Origin of the sequence: Lysobacter sp. BMK333-48F3, assembly GCF_019733395.1 — a bacterium.
Classification (GTDB): domain Bacteria; phylum Pseudomonadota; class Gammaproteobacteria; order Xanthomonadales; family Xanthomonadaceae; genus Lysobacter.
Genome location: NZ_JAIHOO010000001.1, coordinates 2,694,903 through 2,712,522 on the forward strand (window position 1 = coordinate 2,694,903; position 17,620 = coordinate 2,712,522).

Here is a 17,620-nt window from a genome sequence, read left to right on the forward strand (position 1 = left end):
TGATCTCTCGCATTCCCCCATTATCGTGCCTTTCCGCTCCCCGCTCATGCCCGGAGCCGCGCCATGACCCGGCGGCTGCCGATCATCCACCAGATCACCGAGCACGAGGCCGGCCCGTACCGGCTGGAACGGCTCGACCTGGAGTTCTCCAACGGCGAACGCCGTCGCTACGAGCGCCTGCACGGCCGCGGCCACGGCGCGGTGGTGGTAGTGCCGATGCTGGACGAGGACACCGTGCTGCTGGTGCGCGAATACGCCGCCGGCGTGCACCGTTACGAGCTGGGCCTGGTCAAGGGCCGGATCGACGAAGGCGAGACCGCGCTGCAGGCCGCCGACCGCGAGCTCAAGGAAGAGGCCGGCTACGGCGCGCGTTCGCTGACCGTGCTGCGCTCGCTGACCCTGGCGCCGACCTATATGAGCCATCAGGCGCAACTGGTGCTGGCGCGCGATCTCTACCCCGAGCGTCTGCCCGGCGACGAGCCGGAGGAACTCGAAGTGGTGCCGTGGAAGCTCGACGACCTGCACGAGCTGATCCTGCGCGAAGACTTCTCCGAAGGCCGCAGCATCGCCGCGCTGTTCATCGCCCGCGAATGGCTGCGCAACGGCCAGCCGCATCCGGAGCCGGCGGCATGAGCGCGGCGCCCGCGCCGCTGCTGTCCGCGGCCCAGGTCGAGGGCGCGATTTCGATCGCCCGCGCCGCGGCCGCGGCGATCCTGCAGGTCTACGACGGCGAGTTCGAAGTCGAGCGCAAGTCCGACGCCTCGCCGGTCACCGCGGCCGACCTGGCCGCGCATCATCTGATCCTCGACGGACTGGCCGAGCTGACTCCGGACATTCCGGTGCTGTCGGAAGAGTCCGCGCACGAGGTCGATGCCGAGCAGCGCCGCGCCTGGCCGCGGCTGTGGCTGGTCGATCCGCTCGACGGCACCCGCGAGTTCGTCAAGCGCAACGGCGAGTTCTCGGTCAACCTGGCCCTGATCGACCAGGGCGTGGCGGTGTTCGGCCTGGTGCTGGCGCCGGTCGGGGGCGCGCTGTGGCACGCCCAGCGCGGCGGCCCGGCGTATCGCCGCGACGGCGACGCCGAGCGCGAGATCCGGGTGCGTTCGCCGGCGGCGCGGCCGCTGCGGGTGGCTGCCAGCCGCTCGCATTTCAGCGAGCACAGCGAACAATTCATGGTCCGCGCGCATCGCGCCGCGCCGGACGGCATCCGCATGGTCAGCCTCGGCTCGTCGCTGAAGTTCTGCCGCATCGCCGAAGGCGAACTGGACCTGTATCCGCGCTTCGGCCCGACCAGCGAGTGGGACACCGCCGCCGGCCAATGCGTGCTCGAGGCCGCCGGCGGCGCGCTGGTGGACCCGCAGGGACGGCCGTTCCGCTACAACCAGCGCGCGCATATTCTCAACGGCGACTTCGTCGCCCTCGGCGATCGCGATCTGCCGTGGAAGGAGTGGCTCGATGGCTGAAGTACTGCAACTGCCGCCGGGCATCGCCGGCCTGCTGGCGATCATGGCCCGGCTGCGCGACCGCGACGGCGGTTGCCCCTGGGACATCGAACAGACCTTCGCCACGATCGCGCCGTACACGATCGAGGAAGCCTACGAAGTCGCCGACGCGATCGACCGCCAGGACCTGGCCTCGCTCAAGGACGAACTCGGCGACCTGCTGTTGCAAGTGGTGTTCCATGCGCGGATGGCCGAGGAGCAGGGCGCGTTCGCCTTCGACGACGTGGTCGCGGCGATCAGCGACAAGATGGTGCGCCGGCATCCGCATGTGTTCGGCGACGCCAGCTTCGAGGACTCCGAGGCCCAGACCGTGGCCTGGGAAGAACAGAAGCGGCGCGAGCGCGAGGCGGCGGGCGAGGCCGACACCTCGGTGCTGGCCGGCATCGCCCGCGGACTGCCGGAATGGCAGCGCGCGGTGAAGCTGCAAAAGCGCGCCGCCACGGTCGGCTTCGACTGGCCCGACGTGCGCCCGGTGATCGCCAAGCTGCACGAAGAGATCGAGGAAGTGCGGGTCGAATTCGACGCGGTCGCCGCCGCGCCGGACGACGCGCAGGCGCGCGACCGGCTGGAGGACGAGATCGGCGACCTGCTGTTCGTCTGCGCCAATCTCGCCCGCCACGGCAAGGTCGACGTCGGCGCCGCGCTGCGCCGCGCCAACCTGAAGTTCGAACGCCGCTTCCGCAGCATGGAAGTGCTGGCGGCGCAGGACGGCCTGTCCCTGGCCGAGCTGCCGCTGGAAGGCCAGGACGCGTACTGGGACCAGGCCAAGCGCGCCGAACGCGACGACTGAGCGCATGCTCAAGACCCTGGCGCTGTTCGTGCTGACCGCGCTGGCGGAGATCGTCGGCTGTTACCTGCCGTATCTATGGTTGCGCAAGGCCGGCAGCGCCTGGCTGCTGTTGCCGGCCGCGGCCGCGCTGGCCGCGTTCGCCTGGCTGCTGACCCTGCATCCGACCGCATCGGGGCGGGTCTACGCGGCCTACGGCGGGGTCTACGTCAGCGTCGCGATCTTCTGGCTGTGGTGGGTCGACGCGGTGCGGCCGACGCGCTGGGACCTGCTCGGCGCCGGGCTGTGCCTGGCCGGCATGGCGGTGATCATGTTTGCGCCGCGCGGCGCTTGAGCCGAAGCCTGCGAGCGGCGCGTGTACCGATGGACAAGGGGGACGCGTGCGTTGTTTGATTCTGGGGCTCGCGCTGGCGGTCTTGTGCCTGGGTAGCGGGCGGGCGCACGCCGCGGCGGAGGACGATCTGCTCGTTTTCGTCGGCGAGCGGATATCGGTGAAGCGGTTCGAGCCGGTCCTGGGACTGAACGAACTGCTGATGGACGCCGCTTTCAAGGCCCGGTTCCGCATCCGCCAGGTGCTGCACGGCAGTTACCGCGGCGAGGTCGTCGCTTTCGAGGCCTACGATCACTACGGCTGGCCTGGGTTTTCAGGCGTGGCGAACTCGTTGCTGTTCGTTTCACGGGTCGGCGATACCTACTACCAGCACAAGTACCAGTACTACCCCGTGTTCCGGACCGCGGACGGTGGCTGGGCCGGTTGCGGCCCGGTGGGCGAAAACAATGCGCGGGCCCGCCGCGGCGTCGCTGAGGCCAGGCCGATCGCATTCGCCGAAGCGGCCTTTCATCCGCTGCGGGAGGAATGGTCGAGCGCCACGCGCAGGAAGTTGTTCGCGCGTCGTCATTTCAGATTGGTCGGCAATCGCGCCTATTGCCTGAGCGGAACTCCGGTACAGGAGTTGTTCGAGGCCAAGAAACGCAGCTCGCTGCGCGAGGACGGTTTGTTCGGCGGCCGCGCCGACTAGGCGCCGAGGCGGGTACTTGATTCGCCGCCCGAGCGGGTTCAGGATCGAACGGTACGGATGCGCCACGACCGGAGGGACCATGGCCGAGCGTTTCGCCAGTTTCCGCGAGTTCTACCCGTTCTATCTCAGCGAGCACAGCAACCGCACCAGCCGCCGGCTGCACTTCGTCGGCAGTTGCGGAGTCTTGTTGCTGCTCGCGCTGGCGATCGCGCAGGGGCGGCCTTGGCTGCTGCTGGCGGCGCTGGTGTGCGGCTACGGCTTCGCCTGGGTCGGGCATTTCTTCTTCGAGAAGAACCGGCCGGCGACGTTCAAGCACCCGCTGTACTCCTTCGTCGGCGACTGGGTGATGTTCAAGGACATCCTGACCGGCAGGATCAAATTCTGAGTTTCCACCGGCCGCCGCGCGCGCCTGCGGCGGCGCTTTCAAGGACGATCGCGATGAAGTCCACTGTGTTCGGCTGCGCGCTGCTCCTGGCCGCGCTGCCGTCGTTGGCGTCGCCGGCCGCGGCGCCGGACCGGCCGATGCGCAAGTCCGCCTGGCTGGCCGAGGCGATGGACAGCAAGACCTGTCCTATCGTCTCGATCCGCCTGGTCGGCGAGAACCCGCGCGCGGCCGACGGCGAGGACACGATCGCCACGATCTGGCGCAGCGCCGAGGACGAACTCGCCGACCTCGATCGCTGGCCGACCCTGTATCTGTCGTTGGCCGGGCGCCCGTTGGCGCTGCGCCGCGTGCCGCCGGCCGGCGACGTCGAAAGCGCGGCGCTGAGCGGCGAGACGCTGCTGCGTTGGTCGGCGTCCAGGCAAGGCGTTTCCGCGAGCCTGCGTTTGCGCGCGCCGCGCCTGTGGGTGGAGAACGACGGCGCCTGGACCGAGGTCGCGCCCGCGCGCATGCGCCAGGCGCGCGAGGCGATGGATGGGGCCAGCACCCGCAGCGTATGGGTCGGTCACCTGACCCTGGTCAGCGCGGCCGGGCGCTGGCAGGCGCCGGTGCGGGTGGAGTCGCTGTGCGGGCCCTGAGCCGCTGCTGGCTCAATCCAGGAAGATCAGCCAGGCCGCGACCACGATCAGGGCGAAGCCGGCCCAATGGTTCCACTTCAAGGGCTCGCCGAGATACCAGGCGGAGAAGCCGGCGAACACCAGCAGGGTGATCACTTCCTGCATGCCCTTGAGCTGCGGCGCCGAATACACCGCGCTGCCGAGCCGGTTGGCCGGCACCTGCAGGCAGTACTCGAACAGGGCGATGCCCCAGCTGACCGCGATGGCGACGGTCAGCGGCGAGGACTTGTACTTCAGATGTCCGTACCAGGCGAAAGTCATAAAGACATTCGAGCCGAGCAACAGCAAGATCGGATACAGACGGTCGGCAAGCATACGGCGAGTTCCGGAGTGGATCGCCCAGCGTAGCGGGGGCCTTCACGGGCCGTCCACCTTGGCGAGGGCAACCTTCACAAAACTGAAGGAATGGAGAGGCTGTATGCAGGGTACGAGAGACGGGGGCCTGGTCCTCATCGTCGAAGACAACCGCAACATCTCCGAAATGGTCGGCGAATATCTGGAAAGTCGCGGATTCGAGGTCGATTACGCCGCCGACGGCGTGGACGGCTACCGCCTCGCCACCGAGAACAGTTACGACGTGGTGGTGCTCGACCTGATGCTGCCGCGCATGGACGGCATCGAGGTATGCAAGAAGCTGCGTGAAGAGGCCCGCAAGTCGACCCCGGTGCTGATGCTGACCGCACGCGACACCCTGGACGAGAAGCTGACCGGCCTCAGCGCCGGCGCCGACGACTACCTGACCAAGCCGTTCGCGATCCAGGAACTGGAAGCGCGCCTGCGCGCCCTGATCCGGCGCGAACGCCGCCAGGTCGGCGGCGAGGTGCTCAAGGTCGCCGACCTGGTGCTGGACCCGGCCAGCCTGCGGGTGACCCGCGGCGGCAGCGAACTGCAACTCTCGCCGATCGGCCTGCGCCTTTTGACCATCCTGATGCGCGAGTCGCCGCGCGTGGTCAGCCGGCAGGAGATCGAGCGCGAGATCTGGGGCAACGGCTTGCCCGACTCGGACACCTTGCGCAGCCATCTCTACAATCTGCGCAAGACCATCGACAAACCTTTCGACAAGCAACTGCTGCATACGGTGCAGAGCGCCGGCTATCGCGTTGCGGACATCTCGCAGCCGCCGGACTGACCTATCGACACCGTGCCGCAAGGGTTACCGCGCAAGATCAAGCTTGCTTTCATCCTGCAGGCCTTGATCGGCAGCGTCGCGATCACGCTGGGCATTCTCCTGGCGGGGTTGGCGGTGCGCCACGTGGTGCTCGAGCAGCGCATGCAGCGCGAAGCCGACGACTACTGGGCCGGGCGCGAGCGCGACCCGAACTACCCCTTGCCGCGGACCTCGACCACCCGCGGCCACTTCGTCGCCGCCGGCGGCAACGACTCGCAGTTGCCGCTGGGGATCCGCAACGTCGATTCGGGGCTGCACAACCTGCCCGGCGGCGGCCGGGTGGTGCTGGTGGACCGGCGCGAAGCCGGCACCTTCTACATGATCTACGCCACCGACCTGATCGACGAGGCGATCCTCTACACCGGCCTGTTCTCGCTGCTGTTCTCGCTGCTGACCACCTACCTGATCTCCTGGCACACCTACCGCACCTCCAAGCGCCTGGTCTCGCCGGTCAGCTGGCTGGCCAACGTGGTCAGCCAATGGGACCCGCGCGATCCCGACACCAGCCTGATCGAGCCGATCAAGTTCCCCTACGACCCCGGCAGCGAAGTGCGCCGGCTGTCGAGCGCGCTCAGCGGCCTGGCCGAACGGGTCAGCGACTTCGTCCAGCGCGAGCGCGACTTCACCCGCGACGCCAGCCACGAGCTGCGCACCCCGCTGACGGTGATCCGGGTCGCCACCGACCTGATGCTGGCCGACCCGGACACGCCGGTGCGCGCGCAGCGATCGCTGCTGCGGGTGCAGCGCGCCGGCCGCGACATGGAGGCGGTGATCGACGCCTTCCTGATCCTGGCCCGCGAATCCGACGTCGAGCCGCAGTCGGAAGAGTTCGCGGTGCGCGACATCGTCGACAACGAGATGGAACGGCTGCTGCCGCTGCTCAACGGCAAGCCGGTCGAGCTGCACCTGTACGACGAGGGCGGGCCGCGCCTGGTCGCGCCGCCGCATGCGCTGGGGGTGATGATCGGCAACCTGCTCAGCAACGCGGTGCGCTTCACCGACCAGGGCCGGATCGACGTGCGCCTGAGCCGCGACAGCGTCGAGATCCGCGACACCGGCATCGGCATGTCGGTGGAGACCCTGACCAAGGCCTTCACTCCGTTCTACCGCGCCGATTTCTCCTCCGGCGACGGCAAGGGCATGGGCCTGTCGATCGTGCGCCGGCTGGGCGAGCGCTTCGGCTGGCCGGTGACCCTGACCAGCGCGCCGGGCCAGGGCACCACCGCGGTGATCCGGTTCCGTCCCGGCAGCGCCACCGTCAGCTTCGGCCCGCCGCCGCGCCGGCCCGAACTCTGAACGTCGCGCCCGCGCCGGACGCCGGCGCCTGCGACGGTTTCGCCGCGATCCGAATCCTTGGGCAGAATCGTTCGTGCGCTTCGGCGCGACGGTGCCGCCGCTTCGATCCCGGCTGAACCGTCGCTGCGCCGCCGCGTCCGTGCCGTCGTCGCCGCCCGCGCCGGTGTCAACCGCATTCAGCCTCGTGCGTTGGCGCCTGCATAACCATCGAAACCAGCCTCATGAGCGCAGCCAAGCCGTCCTCCCCGTCCCGACCGACTGCCGCCGCGCGGCCGCGCAAGTCGCCCTGGCCGCAACGGCTGCTGATCGCGGCGGTGCTGGCGGCGCTGGCCGGCGGCGGCTGGTACTACTACCGCAAGCACAACGCCGCCGAAGCGGCCGGCGCCTACCGCACCGCCAAGATCGAGCGCGGCGACATCCGGGTGGCGATCTCGGCCACCGGCGCGCTGGCGGCGATCTCGACCGTCGACGTCGGCAGCCAGATCTCCGGCCAGGTCACCGACGTGCTGGTCGATTACAACGACCGGGTCAGCAAGGGCCAGGTGATCGCGCGCATCGACCCGGCCACCTACGAGGCGCAGATCGCCCAGGGCTCGGCGCAGATCGAGAACGCGCGCGCCGGCCTCGCCACCGCCCAGGCCACCCTGCGCAACGCCGAACTCGACTACCAGCGCAAGGCCGAACTGGCGGCCAAGCAACTGGTCTCGCGCAGCGACGCCGACCTGGCCCGCGCCGCGCGCGACCAGGCCCGCGCCCAGCTCAACGGCGCCCAGGCCCAGATCCAGCAGCAGATCGCCTCGACCCAGACCACCCGGCTCAACCTGCAGCGCACGGTGATCCGCGCGCCGGTCGACGGCGTGGTCCTGACCCGCAGCGTCGAGCCCGGCCAGACCGTGGCCGCCAGCCTGCAGTCACCGGTGCTGTTCCAGATCGCCGAGGACCTGTCGAAGATGGAGATCGTGCTGGCGATCGACGAGGCCGACATCGGCCAGGTCAAGGCCGGCCAGGGGGTGAACTTCACCGTCGACTCCTTCCCCGACCGGCGCTTCCGCGGCCAGGTGCAGCAGGTGCGGCTGTCGGCGACCAACACCAGCAACGTCATCACCTATCCGGTGGTGGTCTCGGTCGACAACCCCGACGGCGCGCTGCTGCCGGGCATGACCGCCAACGCCGAGATCGAAGTCAGCCGCCGCGACGGCGTGCTGCGGGTCAGCAACGCCGCGCTGCGCTACAAGCCGGCCGACGAAGACGCCGCCGGCGCCGGCAACGCCGGCCCGAACGGCGGCGTGCGCGGCGGCCTCGGCAACGATCTGCCGCAGGTGGCGCAGGCGCTGAAGCTGACCGCCGAACAGCAGGCCGCGTTCGACGCCGCCCTGGCGCAGATGAAGCAGCGCATGGCCGCGCGCACCGCGGCGCCGGCGGCCAGCGCGGGCGGGCCGCCGGGCGGCGGCGCGCCGATCATCATCGGCGGCCGCGGGCCGGGCGGCGGCGGTGGCGGCGGCAACAACAACCGCAACCGCAGCGGCGGCGCGATGTCCGGCGCCGCGCGCCAGCGCGTGCTGGAACGCTTCAACCAACAGTTCGGCGCCTTCCGCGGCCTGCTCGACGACGGCCAGCGCGCGCGCTGGGACGCCGAGATCGCCAACCTGGTGACCGCGCGCCGGGTGCCGCTGTACAAGCTGGCCGGCGGCAAGCCCGAGCCGGTGGTGGTGCGGGTCGGGGTCAGCGACGGCAGCTGGACCGAGGTTTCCGGCAACGTGCGCGAAGGCGACGAGATCGTGGTCGGCAGCGGACGCACCGCTCCATGAGCGAGTTCGCCGACACCCATCCGGTGATCGAGACCCGCGCGCTGGGCAAGGTCTATTCGCCCGGCAGCGAGGCCGAGGTGATCGCCTTGCACGGCGTCGATCTGTCGATCGCGCGCGGCGAGTTCGTCGCGATCATGGGGCCGTCGGGTTCGGGCAAGTCGACTCTGATGAACCTGATCGGCTGCCTGGATACGCCCAGCAGCGGCACCTATCTGTGCGACGGCGTCGACGTCGCCAGCCTGGACGCGGAAGAGCGCGCGATCCTGCGCCGCGACAAGATCGGCTTCGTGTTCCAGGGCTTCAACCTGCTGCCGCGGATGAACGCGCTGGAGAACGTGGCCATGCCGATGGGCTATGCCAACGTGCCGCGCGAGGAACGCTTGCAGCGCGCCCAGGCGGCGCTGGAAGCGGTCGGCCTGGGCGGCCGCGCCGGGCACCGGCCGAGCGAGCTGTCCGGCGGCCAGCAGCAGCGCGTGGCGATCGCCCGCGCGCTGATCAACCGGCCGCCGATCCTGCTCGCCGACGAACCGACCGGCGCGCTCGACACCCGCACCGGCGAGGAGATCCTGGCCCTGTTCAAGCGCCTGCAGGCCGAAGACCACACCGTGGTGCTGATCACCCACGACCCGGACGTGGCCGCGCACGCCGGCCGCACCTTCGTCATGCGCGACGGCGAGCTGCACGAGCAGGAACGGGAGCAACAGCAACAGCAACAGCAACAGCAACAGCGAGACCTGGAGCGATGAACTTCTTCGAAGTGCTGCGCACCGCGGTGTTCGCTCTGCGCGGCAATTGGCTGCGCAGCGCGCTCACTTCGCTGGGCGTGATCATCGGCATCGCCGCGGTGATCGTGATGGTCTCGGTCGGGCAGGGCACCCAGTCGGAAATCGACAAGCTGGTGTCGGGGCTGGGCTCGAACCGGCTCGACATCAGCTCGGGCGGCGGCGGCCGCGGCAGCGGCGGCGTGCGCCTGAGCGCGTCGAGCTTCTTCACTCTCACCGAAGCCGACGCCGAGGCGATCGGCAACGAGATCGGCGAGGTGCAATACGTCGCCGCGTCGCTGCGCGGCGGCACCCAGGCGGTGTACGCGGAGAACAACTGGTCGACCCAGTGGCAGGGCGTGCAGGCCGACTTCTTCGACATCAACGGCTGGAGCATCGCTTCCGGCGCTGCGTTCGAAGCGCGCGACTACGGCAGCGGCGCCAAGTCGGTGATCCTCGGCGAGACCGTGCGCCGCGAACTGTTCGGCGACGAGGACGCGATCGGCCAGACCGTGCGCCTGGGCCGGGTGCCGTTCACCGTGGTCGGCACGCTCAAGCCCAAGGGCCAGGGCGGCTTCGGCCAGGACCAGGACGACGTGGTGCTGGTGCCGCTGGAGACCGGGCGCCGGCGCCTGCTCGGCGCGATGGGCCTGCCGACCGGCGCGGTGATGCAGATCGCGGTCGGGGTGGGCCGCGCCGAGGACGTGGCCTACGCGCAGGAGCAGATCGAAAGCCTGCTGCGCCAGCGCCACCGGATCCAGCCCGGCGCCGACGACGATTTCAGCGTGCGCAACATCGCCGAAGTGGTCGCGACCCGCACCCAGACCACCCGGCTGATGTCGCTGCTGCTCGGTGCGGTGGCGACGATTTCGCTGATCGTCGGCGGCATCGGCATCATGAACATCATGCTGGTCTCGGTGACCGAGCGGATCCGCGAAATCGGCCTGCGCATGGCGGTCGGCGCCGGCCCCGGCGACATCCGCCGCCAGTTCCTGGCCGAGGCGATGCTGATCTCGCTGATCGGCGGCGCGCTGGGCATCGCGATCGGCGTGGTCGGCACCTTGCTGGTGAGCAAGTTCGGCGCCCTGCCGGTGGCCTTGAACGGCCAGGTGATCGGCCTGGCGGCGGGGTTCTCGATCGCCACCGGCCTGTTCTTCGGCTATTACCCGGCGCGCAAGGCCTCGCAGCTGGATCCGATCGAGGCGCTGCGCCAGCAGTGAGCCGCGCCGCGCGCGCGACTACGACCACAGGCACGGGCGCGCACCGGCGCGCCGTGCCATCGTGCCGGCGACGACCCGGAGCGGAGCGCACATGAGCAAGCGGTGGCTGGCGGTGCTGTGGCTGTGGCCGTTGTTCGTGTTCGGCGCGGCGCCGACGCCGGCGCCGGGCGCGGCGGCCGCGACGAGGGTGATCGTGCTCGGCGTCGACCACGGCGTGCAGCTGGTGTCCGAGCGCGACCGCCCGGCCGCGCTGGATGCGTTCCTGGACCGGGCCCGGCCCGATGCGATCTGCATCGAGCGCACGCCCGAGGCGTTCGCCCGCGGCGATTTCTACGAGTTCACCTACGAGGCCCAGGACGTGGCGGTGCCGTTCGCGCGCCGCCACGGCATCGCGTTGTGCCCGATCGATTGGGAGCCGCCGGTCGAGGACCAGAAGCTGGGCTTCGGCCTGGCCCTGGACGCGCCGCCGGAACTGCGTCCGCTCAAGGGCTTCATGGGCTTTCTGAGTTTCGGTCAGGAGGCCTTGCAGCGCGACTTCTTCCATGCCGACGATCCGGCCCGGCTGGACAAGGTCAGGACCTGGGCGGCGACGCCGGCGGCGCGCGCCAGGCACGACCTGCCGCGCCGGTTGTATCTCTACCGCACTTATCTGCAGGCGCAACGCATCGCCGCGGCGGCGCGCGCGCATCCGGGCGGCACGGTGGTGGTGGTGATCGGCGAGTTCCACAAGCACGACATCGAGGCGATTCTCGCCGAGCAGCCCGGCCTGCGCCTGGTCCAGCCGTCGTCACTGGGACGGCCCGACGCGCGAGCCGTCGAGGCGCACGACCGGCTCGAGTACCGGACCGCCGTCGCCAGCTTCAATCTGCTCGGCGTGCAGGCCGCGAGCGGTGCGGTGGATTACGCCTATGTCGGCCGCGCGGTCGCCGCGCTGGAAGCCGCCGGCGCCACGCCGCAGTCGCGCTTGTTCCGGCTGCGCCTGGACCGGCTGCAGGGCCGGATCGGCCGCGACGCGGCGATCGCCGGCTATCGCGCTCTCGCCGCCGAGGCCGGTGCGGCGGGTTTCGCCTGGACCGGGGTCAAGGACGCGGCGCGGGTGGATTCCTGGTTCGATCCGTTCGGCAATCTGGACGTGCGCCGGCGGGCCTTGCTGGAGGCGGCGCGCGAGACCCGGGCGGGCGGCGATGGCGCCGGTGCCGACGCGCTGCTGGCGGCCTGCGTCGAGAGCCTGAGCCCGCGCCAGCGCGAGCAACTGCGCGGCTATTGGCAGCGCGACATCGCCGCCGCGAAACCGCCCGCCTCCCTGTAGGAGCGGCGCCCCGCAGGGATTTCCTTCGGTCACAAGCCACGACCGCCATCTCGTCCGTTCGCCGCGTCTTTGTCCTGCGCCCCCTGTAGGAGCGGCGCAAGCCGCGACCGCGCTCTCGCCCGTTCGCCGTGTCTTTGTCCTAAGCCCCTGTAGGAGCGGCGTAAGCCGCGACCGCGCTGCTGCGGTCTCGCGGCGTCTGTATTCGAAGGCTTCAAAAGCAAAGCTTCCGTCCGCAAGCGGCCGGGTCACTTTCTTTGTCCAAGGCGACAAAGAAAGTAACCAAAGAAAACGCCATGGCTGTTTCGAGTCAAAAGCCACTATGGGACGAGGCTCGCGCGGGGCTGCTCCGCACAGGCCATCCCTGGCCTGGCTGCGCACGGGCCGCATCCCTGCGGCCCGCCCTCCGGGGCTGCTTTTGTCCTCGCGAGGTCGGTTCTGCGCCAAGCTGTTCGCGGCAACGGCAACGGCAACGGCAACGGCAACGGCAAGGGCAAGGGCAAGGGCAAGGGCGGCTGTTGTCGCGGATGCGATGGCTGCGGCCGGGCCGGTCATCGTCGCTGCCTCGGTTCCGGCGGTATGCGCCGCGGCCTGGACCCCGGGGCCGCCGACGGGCCGGGCGGCCGCCGCCGCGGGGGCAGGGTCATCGGGCTTGTGGCAAAATCCCCGGCCGTAGCGGTTTCGGCCGCGTCCGCCTGGCCGTCCGGCCTGCCATCGAGATCCTCTGCCATGCCCATCGCCGCGCCGTTCCCTCCCGAACGCCCGTGCTGCCGCAGCACGATCGCGACGACGGAGCGCCGGCATGGCTGACGAATACGGGCACCTGCCGCGCGGTCCGGGACGGATCCTGAAGGCCGCGACCTGGTCGTTCCAGGGGCTGCGGGCGGCCTGGCTGCACGAATCCTCGTTCCGGCTCGAGGTCTACCTGTTCCTGGTCCTGGCGCCGGTGGGCTGGTACTTCGGCCAAACCGGGGTCGAGCGGTCGCTGCTGATCGGTTCGATCCTGCTGGTGTTGAGCGTGGAACTGCTCAACTCGGCGGTCGAGGCGGTGATCGAGCGCTACGGCCCGGAGTTCCACGAGCTGGCCGGGCGCGCCAAGGACATGGGCTCGGCGGCGGTGTTCGTGCTGTTGATGAACGTGCTGCTGACCTGGGCCGCGATTCTCGGCCCGCGGCTGTGGACCCATCTGATGGGCTGAGCGCCGGGACGGCGCCGGTTCCGTGTTTCTTCCGGCCGCCCCCGCGGCCGCAGGCGCGCCTCGCGGCGCGCCGACCGCGGTTCGCGCCGCGGGTTTTCCGTTATCGACATTCTTTGAGGCAGGCCCCACGTGATTGAATTGCTGACCGATCCGCAAGTCTGGATCACCCTGATCACCCTGAGCGCGATCGAGATCGTGCTCGGCATCGACAACCTGGTGTTCATCTCGATCGCGGTCAGCAAGCTGCCGTTCGACCAGCGCGAGAAAGCGCGCAAGTTCGGCATCGCGGTGGCCTGCATCAGCCGTATCGCCCTGCTGCTGACCCTGGCCTGGCTGGCCGGGCTGACCAGCGATCTGTTCCACGTGTTCGGACAGGGCATTTCGGTGCGCGACCTGGTGCTGATCCTGGGCGGCGCCTTCCTGCTGGTGAAGGGGGCGATGGAGATCAAGGACCTGATCGCCGGCGAGGACGAGTCCGAGGACGTGCACACCAAGCCGGCGGCGTCGTTCATGATGGTGATCGCGCAGATCGCGGTGATCGACATCGTGTTCTCGCTGGACTCGGTGATCGCCGCGGTCGGCATGGCCAACCACACCCCGGTGATGGTCGCCGCGATCCTGCTCGCGGTCGGCGTGATGCTGCTGGCGGCCAAGCCGCTGGGCCATTTCATCGACAACAATCCGACCATCAAGATGCTGGCGCTGGCCTTCATCGTCCTGGTCGGCGTGTATCTGATCGCCGACGGCTTCGAGATCCACATCCCGAAGGGCTATATCTACGGCGCGATGGGCTTCTCGGCTTTGGTCGAGTGCCTGAACCTGTGGGCCCGCCGCCGCGCCACCCTGCGGCTCAGCACCGAGTAAGCGCCGCCGCACCGCGCAGCGTCCAGGCGAAGGCCGGCAAGCGATTGCCGGCCTTCGTCGTTTGGGGGCGGAGGGGGTTAAGCACACTTAACCCCCTCCGTCCCTGTCGTCACACCGCGTCCATTGCGTCCGCCCCGGGGCGGGTGCTGCAATGCGGCCGTCGCCCGCGCAACCAGGAGCCGCGCCATGTTCCGTGCCTTGATCGTGCTTGCGTTGACCGCGCTGCTCAGCGGCTGCGGCTACAACAGCATCCAGCAGAAGGACGAAGCGGTGACCGCGGCCTGGTCGCAGGTGCTCAACGTCTACAAGCGCCGCGCCGACCTGGTGCCGAACCTGGTCGCGACCGTGCGCGGCTACGCCAGCCACGAGCAGCAGGTGCTGACCCAGGTCACCGAGGCCCGGGCCAAGGTCGGCAGCATCAACGTCAACGCCGACGATCCGGCCTCGCTGAAGCAGTTCGAGCAGGCCCAGGGCGAACTGCGCGGCGCGATCGGCCGGCTGCTGGTGGTCAGCGAGAACTACCCGCAGCTCAAGGCCGACCAGAGTTTCCTGAGCCTGCAGACCCAGCTGGAAGGCACCGAGAACCGGATCGCGGTCGAGCGCCAGCGCTATATCGGCGCGGTCCAGGACTACAACACCTACATCCGCCAGTTCCCGACCAACCTCACCGCCAAGCTGTTCGGCTACGCCACCAAGCCCAACTTCACGGTCGAGAACGAGGCCGAAATCCAGCAGGCGCCGAAGGTCGATTTCGGCCAGCCCGCCGCGCCCGCCCAGGCGCAGCCGGCGCCGTCGCAGGGCTGAGCCGCCGATGGCGGCGTCCGCCGCAATCCTCCCGCGTCGCGGCCGCAGCGCTCTGGCGGCGTTGCTGGCCGGACTGTGGCTGCTCGCGCTGACGAGCCTGCCTGGGCCGTTGCGGGCGCAGGCCCTGCAACCGATCCCGGCGCTGACCTCGCCGGTGGTCGACACCACCGCGACCCTCGACGCCGACGCCCGCGCGCGCCTGGAAGCGCAGGCGCGCGAGCTGCAGCGGCGCAAGGGCAGCCAGTTGCAGGTGTTGATGGTGCCGACCACCGCGCCGGAAGACATCGCCGCCTATGCGGTGCGCGCCTACGAGCAGTTCCGCCTCGGCCGCAAGGGCGTCGACGACGGCGTGCTGCTGGTGGTGGCCAAGGACGACCGGCGGGTGCGGATCGAAGTCGGCTACGGCTTGGAGGGCGCGATCACCGACGCCCAGTCCGGACGCATCATCCAGGAATACCTGGCGCCCCGATTCCGCAGCGGCGACTACGCCGGCGGCCTGAGCGAGGCCACCGCGATGCTGGTGCGGCTGATCGACGGCGAACCGCTGCCGGCGCCGATGGCCTCCGGCCAGGGCGGAGGCGGCGAGGACGGCGGCGACGGCTGGCTGCTGGCGGTGTTCATCGCCGTGTTCGGCGCCCAGTTCGTGCGCGCCTTGCTCGGCCGGCTGCCGGCGCTGCTGCGCGGGGCGATCACCGCCGCGGTGGTCGGCGGCGTCGCCTGGCTGTTGTCGCTGGCCTGGTGGCTGGTCGGCCTGTGCGCCCTGATCGGCCTGTTCGCCGGCCTGGGCGTGTGGGACACCGCCGGCAACAGCGGCGTCCTGCTGTACCTGCTGCTGGCCGAGCACCGGATCGAAATCGTCGCCGACCGCGGCTATGCGGCGCGGGTCGGCGACGAGCGCTGGCAGGCGGTCTGCGATGCGATCCAGCGCGGCCTGGCCGCGGGCGAGGCCGAACCCGCGGTGCTGGCCGGCATCGCCGCCTTGAGCGAGATCGTCGCCGAACATTTCCCGCGCGATCCGGCCGACCGCGCGGGAAATGTTCGGCGACGATCTCGCTCAAGGCGGCGATGCCGGCCAGCACCGCGGGTTCGGCCTCGCCCGCGGCCAGGCCGCGCTGGATCGCATCGCAGACCGCCTGCCAGCGCTCGTCGCCGACCCGCGCCGCATAGCCGCGGTCGGCGACGATTTCGATCCGGTGCTCGGCCAGCAGCAGGTACAGCAGGACGCCGCTGTTGCCGGCGGTGTCCCACACGCCCAGGCCGGCGAACGCCGCCCGCGCCGCCTCGCGCGCATCGCGCCCGGCCCATAGCGCGCGCCAGGACAGCCGCTCTTCGACCGCGAAGCAGACCTGGCCGCGATGGCGCGCCTCGCCGGCGGCGATCGCCGCGGCGATCGCCGCCGGCGAGGCGCGCCATCGCGGCCAGGTCTGCTTCGCGGTCGAAGAGCGGCTGTCCTGGCGCGCGCTATGGGCCGGGCGCGATGCGCGCGAGGCGGCGCGGGCGGCGTTCGCCGGCCTGGGCGTGTGGGACACCGCCGGCAACAGCGGCGTCCTGCTGTACCTGCTGCTGGCCGAGCACCGGATCGAAATCGTCGCCGACCGCGGCTATGCGGCGCGGGTCGGCGACGAGCGCTGGCAGGCGGTCTGCGATGCGATCCAGCGCGGCCTGGCCGCGGGCGAGGCCGAACCCGCGGTGCTGGCCGGCATCGCCGCCTTGAGCGAGATCGTCGCCGAACATTTCCCGCGCGATCCGGCCGACCGCGCGTCCGCCGGCAACGAGCTGCCGGACCGGCCGGTGCTGTTGTAACCAGGTCCGCAGCGGGCTTCGAAACCGCACCGCCGGGCGGCGCGCAGCGGCCGCAACCGGCACCCCGGGTACAGGCCCGGTCGGGCACAATACGACGGTCATCGTCCCCCGAGCCGTCCCCGCCGCATGATCATCCTGCACCAGATCGATCCGATCGCCCTGAGCCTGGGCCCGCTGCAAGTCCACTGGTACGGGATCATGTATCTGCTCGGCTTCGTCACCGCCTGGTGGCTGGGCCGGCAGCGGGTCCGCGCCGGGCGCCTGCCCGGGGTCGGCGAACAGGCCTACGGCGATCTGCTGTTCTACGCCATGCTCGGCGTGGTGCTCGGCGGGCGCATCGGCTACGTGCTGTTCTACAACTTCGCCGAGCTGGCCAAGGATCCGTTGATGCTGTTCCGGATCTGGGAAGGCGGCATGAGCTTCCACGGCGGCCTGCTCGGGGTCATGGCCGCGGTGCTCTGGTGGTCGCGCCGGCACCGCACCCATTTCTTCGACAGCATGGATTTCATCGCCCCGCTGGTGCCGCCGGGGCTGGGCTTCGGCCGGCTCGGCAACTACATCGGCGGCGAGTTGTGGGGCAAGCCCACCGAGGCCGGCTGGGGAGTGATCTTCCCGCGCGCGCCGGAGTTCGCCGGCTGGACCAGCGAGCAGTTGCAGACCCAGTTCGCCGCCGGCGCGCTGGAGCGCTTCGCCCGTCATCCTTCGCAGCTGTACCAGGCGGCGCTGGAAGGCTTGGTCATGTTCCTGGCGCTGTGGTGGTTCTCGCGCAAGCCGCGTCCGCGCTACGCGGTGTCCGGCCTGTTCGCGCTGCTGTACGGCTGCTTCCGCTTCCTGGTCGAATTCGTCCGCGTGCCCGACGCGCAGATCGGCGACCACGGCTATCTGGCGTTCGGTTGGCTGACCATGGGCCAGGTGCTGAGCCTGCCGTTGATCGTGCTCGGCCTGTTCTGGCTGTGGCTGTCGACCCGTTCGCCGACCTTGCAACCGCAACTGCCGGCTGCGGCCGAACCGGCGAAGGGCTGAGC

At 70.2% G+C, this 17,620-nt stretch carries 19 protein-coding genes and 2 pseudogenes; 19 read left to right on the forward strand and 2 right to left on the reverse strand.

Annotation, left to right across the window (positions count from 1 at the left end; translation table 11 throughout):
* The first annotated feature begins 63 nt into the window (after nucleotides 1-63).
* The 7 genes from nudE (at nucleotide 64) to K4L06_RS11410 (ending at nucleotide 4,328) form a co-directional block, all read left to right on the forward strand.
* Nucleotides 64-633, forward strand: coding sequence for an ADP compounds hydrolase NudE (gene nudE / locus K4L06_RS11380; RefSeq protein WP_221671493.1), 570 nt, complete (start codon nucleotides 64-66; stop codon nucleotides 631-633).
* Entirely contained in the window at nucleotides 630-1,463 is an 834-nt protein-coding gene (gene cysQ / locus K4L06_RS11385; RefSeq protein ID WP_221671494.1) for a 3'(2'),5'-bisphosphate nucleotidase CysQ, read from the forward strand. Before nudE ends, cysQ begins: the two co-directional genes overlap by 4 nt.
* Nucleotides 1,456-2,292, forward strand: a complete 837-nt coding sequence (mazG, locus tag K4L06_RS11390; RefSeq protein ID WP_221671495.1) for a nucleoside triphosphate pyrophosphohydrolase — start codon at nucleotides 1,456-1,458, stop codon at nucleotides 2,290-2,292. Before cysQ ends, mazG begins: the two co-directional genes overlap by 8 nt.
* 4 nt (nucleotides 2,293-2,296) lie before the next feature.
* The gene (locus K4L06_RS11395) at nucleotides 2,297-2,623 is read left to right on the forward strand and encodes a YnfA family protein (protein ID WP_221671496.1); all 327 of its coding nucleotides are present in this window, start codon (nucleotides 2,297-2,299) and stop codon (nucleotides 2,621-2,623) included.
* Between the two features lie 46 nt (nucleotides 2,624-2,669).
* Nucleotides 2,670-3,308, forward strand: coding sequence for a hypothetical protein (locus K4L06_RS11400; RefSeq protein WP_221671497.1), 639 nt, complete (start codon nucleotides 2,670-2,672; stop codon nucleotides 3,306-3,308).
* 79 nt (nucleotides 3,309-3,387) lie between these two features.
* A complete protein-coding gene (locus K4L06_RS11405) occupies nucleotides 3,388-3,693 on the forward strand; it encodes a DUF962 domain-containing protein (RefSeq protein WP_221671498.1) in 306 nt (101 codons plus the stop codon).
* Nucleotides 3,694-3,746: 53 nt separating this feature from the next.
* Complete coding sequence (locus K4L06_RS11410; protein WP_221671499.1) at nucleotides 3,747-4,328, forward strand: hypothetical protein; 582 nt, start codon at nucleotides 3,747-3,749, stop codon at nucleotides 4,326-4,328.
* Nucleotides 4,329-4,340: 12 nt separating this feature from the next.
* Here K4L06_RS11410 and K4L06_RS11415 read toward each other — a convergent pair whose 3' ends face one another.
* Nucleotides 4,341-4,682 (reverse strand): DMT family protein, encoded by a 342-nt coding sequence (locus K4L06_RS11415; RefSeq protein ID WP_221671500.1) that lies wholly within the window; start codon nucleotides 4,680-4,682, stop codon nucleotides 4,341-4,343.
* A 103-nt stretch (nucleotides 4,683-4,785) separates the two neighbouring features.
* On the opposite strand from K4L06_RS11415, the gene K4L06_RS11420 reads away from it, so the two are divergent.
* The 10 genes and pseudogenes from K4L06_RS11420 to K4L06_RS11465 all read left to right on the forward strand — a co-directional run.
* The gene (locus K4L06_RS11420) at nucleotides 4,786-5,496 is read left to right on the forward strand and encodes a response regulator transcription factor (RefSeq protein ID WP_064746936.1); all 711 of its coding nucleotides are present in this window, start codon (nucleotides 4,786-4,788) and stop codon (nucleotides 5,494-5,496) included.
* Nucleotides 5,497-5,508: 12 nt separating this feature from the next.
* Entirely contained in the window at nucleotides 5,509-6,831 is a 1,323-nt protein-coding gene (locus tag K4L06_RS11425; protein ID WP_221671501.1) for a HAMP domain-containing sensor histidine kinase, read from the forward strand.
* A gap of 221 nt (nucleotides 6,832-7,052) precedes the next feature.
* Nucleotides 7,053-8,639, forward strand: coding sequence for an efflux RND transporter periplasmic adaptor subunit (locus tag K4L06_RS11430; protein ID WP_221671502.1), 1,587 nt, complete (start codon nucleotides 7,053-7,055; stop codon nucleotides 8,637-8,639).
* Nucleotides 8,636-9,385 carry an ABC transporter ATP-binding protein gene (locus K4L06_RS11435; protein WP_221671503.1) on the forward strand — a complete coding sequence of 250 codons (750 nt, stop codon included), beginning with the start codon at nucleotides 8,636-8,638 and terminating at the stop codon, nucleotides 9,383-9,385. The genes K4L06_RS11430 and K4L06_RS11435 overlap by 4 nt, the downstream gene beginning before the upstream one ends.
* Nucleotides 9,382-10,620 carry an ABC transporter permease gene (locus tag K4L06_RS11440; protein ID WP_221671504.1) on the forward strand — a complete coding sequence of 413 codons (1,239 nt, stop codon included), beginning with the start codon at nucleotides 9,382-9,384 and terminating at the stop codon, nucleotides 10,618-10,620. Before K4L06_RS11435 ends, K4L06_RS11440 begins: the two co-directional genes overlap by 4 nt.
* A gap of 91 nt (nucleotides 10,621-10,711) precedes the next feature.
* On the forward strand, nucleotides 10,712-11,929 hold the full coding sequence (locus tag K4L06_RS11445) for a hypothetical protein (RefSeq protein WP_221671505.1): 1,218 nt from the start codon (nucleotides 10,712-10,714) through the stop codon (nucleotides 11,927-11,929).
* A 799-nt stretch (nucleotides 11,930-12,728) separates the two neighbouring features.
* Nucleotides 12,729-13,124 (forward strand): diacylglycerol kinase, encoded by a 396-nt coding sequence (locus K4L06_RS11450; RefSeq protein ID WP_221671506.1) that lies wholly within the window; start codon nucleotides 12,729-12,731, stop codon nucleotides 13,122-13,124.
* A 129-nt stretch (nucleotides 13,125-13,253) separates the two neighbouring features.
* Nucleotides 13,254-13,988, forward strand: a complete 735-nt coding sequence (locus tag K4L06_RS11455) for a TerC family protein (RefSeq protein ID WP_221671507.1) — start codon at nucleotides 13,254-13,256, stop codon at nucleotides 13,986-13,988.
* A gap of 186 nt (nucleotides 13,989-14,174) precedes the next feature.
* Nucleotides 14,175-14,792, forward strand: coding sequence for a LemA family protein (locus tag K4L06_RS11460; RefSeq protein WP_221671508.1), 618 nt, complete (start codon nucleotides 14,175-14,177; stop codon nucleotides 14,790-14,792).
* A 7-nt stretch (nucleotides 14,793-14,799) separates the two neighbouring features.
* Nucleotides 14,800-15,255, forward strand: a pseudogene (locus tag K4L06_RS11465) (TPM domain-containing protein); the annotation flags it as partial.
* 565 nt (nucleotides 15,256-15,820) lie between these two features.
* Here K4L06_RS11465 and K4L06_RS22785 read toward each other — a convergent pair.
* A pseudogene (locus K4L06_RS22785) lies at nucleotides 15,821-16,183 on the reverse strand (TPM domain-containing protein); the annotation flags it as partial.
* Between K4L06_RS22785 and K4L06_RS22610 the strand changes: the two are divergent.
* On the forward strand, nucleotides 16,170-16,595 hold the full coding sequence (locus tag K4L06_RS22610) for a TPM domain-containing protein (RefSeq protein ID WP_343225817.1): 426 nt from the start codon (nucleotides 16,170-16,172) through the stop codon (nucleotides 16,593-16,595). The pseudogene K4L06_RS22785 and the gene K4L06_RS22610 sit on opposite strands and share 14 nt — an antisense overlap.
* A gap of 126 nt (nucleotides 16,596-16,721) precedes the next feature.
* A complete protein-coding gene (lgt, locus tag K4L06_RS11475) occupies nucleotides 16,722-17,618 on the forward strand; it encodes a prolipoprotein diacylglyceryl transferase (RefSeq protein ID WP_221671509.1) in 897 nt (298 codons plus the stop codon).
* Nucleotides 17,619-17,620: the final 2 nt, after the last annotated feature.